Source organism: Paraburkholderia sp. Ac-20347 (genome assembly GCF_017104805.1).
GTDB lineage: Bacteria > Pseudomonadota > Gammaproteobacteria > Burkholderiales > Burkholderiaceae > Paraburkholderia > Paraburkholderia tropica.
Genome location: NZ_JAAGPN010000478.1, coordinates 1 through 3,152, shown reverse-complemented (window position 1 = coordinate 3,152; position 3,152 = coordinate 1). Strand labels below are relative to the sequence as shown.

At 67.8% G+C, this 3,152-nt stretch carries 6 protein-coding genes; 2 read left to right on the top strand and 4 right to left on the bottom strand.

The annotated features are described in order from the left end of the window. Together G3N97_RS37745 and G3N97_RS37740 are read right to left on the bottom strand one after the other, a co-directional pair. The coding region (locus tag G3N97_RS37745) for a PepSY-associated TM helix domain-containing protein (RefSeq protein WP_205997842.1) at positions 1-812 on the bottom strand (812 nt) is incomplete at its 3' end. Between the two features lie 330 nt (positions 813-1,142). Beyond that, positions 1,143-1,292, bottom strand: coding sequence for a hypothetical protein (locus tag G3N97_RS37740; RefSeq protein WP_176082002.1), 150 nt, complete (start codon positions 1,290-1,292; stop codon positions 1,143-1,145). A 128-nt stretch (positions 1,293-1,420) separates the two neighbouring features. Between G3N97_RS37740 and G3N97_RS37735 the strand changes: the two genes are divergently transcribed. Together G3N97_RS37735 and G3N97_RS37730 are read left to right on the top strand one after the other, a co-directional pair. After that, complete coding sequence (locus tag G3N97_RS37735; RefSeq protein ID WP_205997841.1) at positions 1,421-1,645, top strand: hypothetical protein; 225 nt, start codon at positions 1,421-1,423, stop codon at positions 1,643-1,645. Between the two features lie 4 nt (positions 1,646-1,649). Further along, complete coding sequence (locus G3N97_RS37730) at positions 1,650-1,877, top strand: hypothetical protein (RefSeq protein WP_205997840.1); 228 nt, start codon at positions 1,650-1,652, stop codon at positions 1,875-1,877. A gap of 3 nt (positions 1,878-1,880) precedes the next feature. Here the strand turns inward: G3N97_RS37730 and G3N97_RS37725 are convergent, their stop codons facing one another. After that, positions 1,881-2,468, bottom strand: coding sequence for a nucleotidyltransferase family protein (locus G3N97_RS37725; RefSeq protein WP_205997839.1), 588 nt, complete (start codon positions 2,466-2,468; stop codon positions 1,881-1,883). 130 nt (positions 2,469-2,598) lie between these two features. Then, a partial coding sequence (locus G3N97_RS37720; RefSeq protein ID WP_205997837.1) for a molybdopterin cofactor-binding domain-containing protein occupies positions 2,599-3,152 on the bottom strand: 554 nt, incomplete at its 5' end.

Genomic DNA, 3,152 nt, shown 5'->3' with positions numbered 1-3,152 from the left:
TCGGCGACGATGCGCGTGCGCGCGGCGTCGGCCTGGGCGGGCGTGAGCGCGCCGGCGGGCGAGGGCGTGCTGAACGGGTCCGGCGCGAGCGTCGAGAAGACCGAGACCACGGGGCGCACGATCTGGGCGCCGAGATTCATCGAGATCGACGTGACGGCGACCACGATCAGCAGACCCCAGAGCCACACGCCGCCCGAGCGGTGCAGATCGAACGTGAGCGCGTAGCCGCCGCGCTTGAGGCGGAACGCGAGCGACTTGCGCCAGCTCTTGAGATTCGGAAACGCGAGCACGATCGCGATGAAGCCGTCGAGCAGCCACACCATGCCCACGACGCCCATCGTCCAGACGCTGAAGTCGATGCCCATCTTCGTCGGCATGAACAGCGTGTAGTGAAGCTGGTAGAGGAAGGGAATCAGGTTCTCGCGCGCGAGCGACGGCGCGCCCCACATGCGGCGGCCCTGTTCGGCGCCGGTGACGGGATCGAGCGCGATCTGGTTGTAGTCGAGCGGATACGGTGCGCCCGTCTTCGGATCGTTGCGCGGACTCACGCGCGCCATGAAGGTGGTGCCGGGCTCGATCGAGAGCGGCATGAAGGTGACTTCGGCGTGCGGCTCGGCGGCCTCGAAGCGCTTCGCGAGTTCGAGCGGCGGCAGCGGCGTGCCCGGCGTGTGAGCGTGATAGAAGGACGGGTTGAGCGCGGAGTCCAGTTCGTGGTCCCACGCGATCACCGCGCCGGTCAGCCCGGCGATGAACAGGAATGCCGCCGTGCCGAGGCCGAACCAGCGATGCAGGCGAACCAGCAGCGGTCTCATGCGGCGGCGCGGCGCGTCCGGCGGAGGGCGGGAACGGGCAAGGTCAGAAAATGGGTCACGATGGCGTCGGGCGGTTCGGCTAAACGGCTGAAAGGGCGGACATGGAATATTACCTGCTACTTGACTGCAAATACGAATCGTTTGCATTTTAAGGAGCGTGGCGCAACGGTGCAAGCTTGATGAAAGCTAAAAGCGGGGGCGAATCAAAAGACGGGGTAAAGCGCGGATCAGGTCGATCGTGCGTGTCGGCGGGCGCTCATCGATTGGCGTGGAGCGCAGTGGCCCCGAGGCGGACAGTTGAGTGTGAGGCGGCGCGGCGCGCGCTGCCGTTCAAACCGGGTCCTTGTTCGGCGGGCCGTCGGGGCGTTGCGGTTCTTCGCCGTGATGGCCCGGCGGCGGCGGCGTGAGCGGGTCGCGGTCGGGATCGCGCGTCGGGTCGGCGAGCGGTTCGGGAAGCGGGTTCGTGTGCGAGCAGATCATCGCGGCTACCTCGTGCGCGGCTGGGGCCGGGCGGTGGACGGAACGCGGAGCGCGTGTTTATAGCCTAGCCGATCGCGGCGCTGCGTGCCGTGGAGATTCGGACGTGCTTTCCGGCGTGGTTTCGGGGCGTGGAGATTGGCACGGGAAGGCGCGGCATCGAGAAGATCGGCGAGCGATTGTTCGTCAAACTGGCCATATTGAGCGCAGCACAGGCCGTTTCGACCGTCGATTATTGCCGTCAGATCAACACTGTTTATATGCCGCCGGCATTTTTCAAAATCTTACCCGGCCGTAAACTTCAGCCTTCCTCAAAACGGGTGCGCATGCGCGCTCCCTCAGTATCGGCAAGGTGATGGTATGGGTGCGGCGGTAGTGGCGGTGGTGTTCGTTCTGGGTTTGCTTGGCGTGCCGACGTTGTTTGGTCATGCTTCGCACGCGAAAGCCGAGCAGGTCGCCTCGGTGCACACGCCGCCCGCGGTCTCCGAGAAGTCCGGTGCCGATGCGAATGCCGCGGCGTCCGATGCGGTCGCGCTCCCCGCTGCCGATACCACGACGGACGCAGCGACGGACGCCAACCGTCCCTGACCGTTAAAGCCCGTCCAGATCAGCGGGCGTGTCCACGTCGCGCAGAATGCCGGGGTCGTCGACGTCGATCCGTTTGACCGGCTGCGTGCTCAGCAACGCGCGCGCGCCCGTGTCGCCGTCGAGCGCGATCAGCGCCGAGCGATGTTCGAGGCCGAATCCCACCGGATGCCCGCGCCGGCCGTCATGGAACGGCGCGACGAGCGACGCGCCCGCGTCCAGTTCGCGCGCGACCGCTTCGATGGTCGGTACGGCGATGCGCGGCATGTCCGCGAGCGCGACGATCCAGCTGTCGCCATCCGTATCGGCTTCGATGGCCGCCGCGAGACTCGCGCCCATGCCGCGCACGGCGTCGGGCGCGAACACCACGTCGCAGCCCGCTTCGTTGAGCGCGTGCGCGAGCGTTTCCGCGCCGGGGCGCACGACGGCGATCACCTTGGGCACGACGAGCAGCAGACGGTGCGCGGCTTCGTGTGCGACGCACGCGCCGCCGGGCAGCGGCTCGAGCAGCTTGTTGCGCAGACCGTGGGGATCGAAGCGCGATCCCGTGCCGGCGGCGAGCAGTACGCCGGTGGCGAGCGATGCATAGGCCATGGGGTGTACCGCGCGAGAAGGGAATGGGCCGATTGTGCGGCGCAATGGCGCGCGGGGCAAGCGCGGATTTCCCGCGCACGCGCGAGGTGCATCGGCGCTAAATCGACGCTGAATCGACCATGCCGCCGCTTCACGCGAACGCGTGCTGCGGCAGCATCAGCTTGTCGAGCGTGATCGGCAAATCGCGCACGCGCACGCCCGTCGCGTGATACACGGCGTTCGCGATGGCGGCGGGCACGCCCGTAATGCCGATCTCGCCGATGCCGCGCACGCCGACCGCATTGAAGCGCAGATCCGGCTGACCCACGAACAACACGTCCAGCGCGCCGATATCGGCGTTCACCGGCACGTGGTACTGCGCGAAATTCCCGTTCGCGAAGCGGCCCGTGCGCGTGTCGAGCAGACCGTCTTCGTGCAGCGCCGTGCTCACGCCCCACACCATGCCGCCCATCAACTGGCTGCGCGCGGTCTTCTCGTTGAGCACCTGCCCCACGTCATAAGCGCCGACGATGCGCGTCACACGCACCGTGCCCAGTTCCGCGTCCACGTGCACTTCGGCAAAGACCGCGCCGAACGAGTGGAACGCGTACTGCCTGCGCTCGTCGCCCGGTTTGGCCGTGGCCTGCGCGTCGATCGGCCGGCCGCCCGCGCGCGCCACGATGGCGGCGGCGGGATCGCGGCGCG

Coding starts and splice junctions, on each gene's coding strand:
- G3N97_RS37730 (WP_205997840.1), top strand. CDS start 1,650: ATGGGTGCGGCGGTAGTGGCGGTGGTGTTCGTTCTGGGTTTGCTTGGC.
- G3N97_RS37725 (WP_205997839.1), bottom strand. CDS start 2,468: ATGGCCTATGCATCGCTCGCCACCGGCGTACTGCTCGCCGCCGGCACG.
- G3N97_RS37740 (WP_176082002.1), bottom strand. CDS start 1,292: ATGATCTGCTCGCACACGAACCCGCTTCCCGAACCGCTCGCCGACCCG.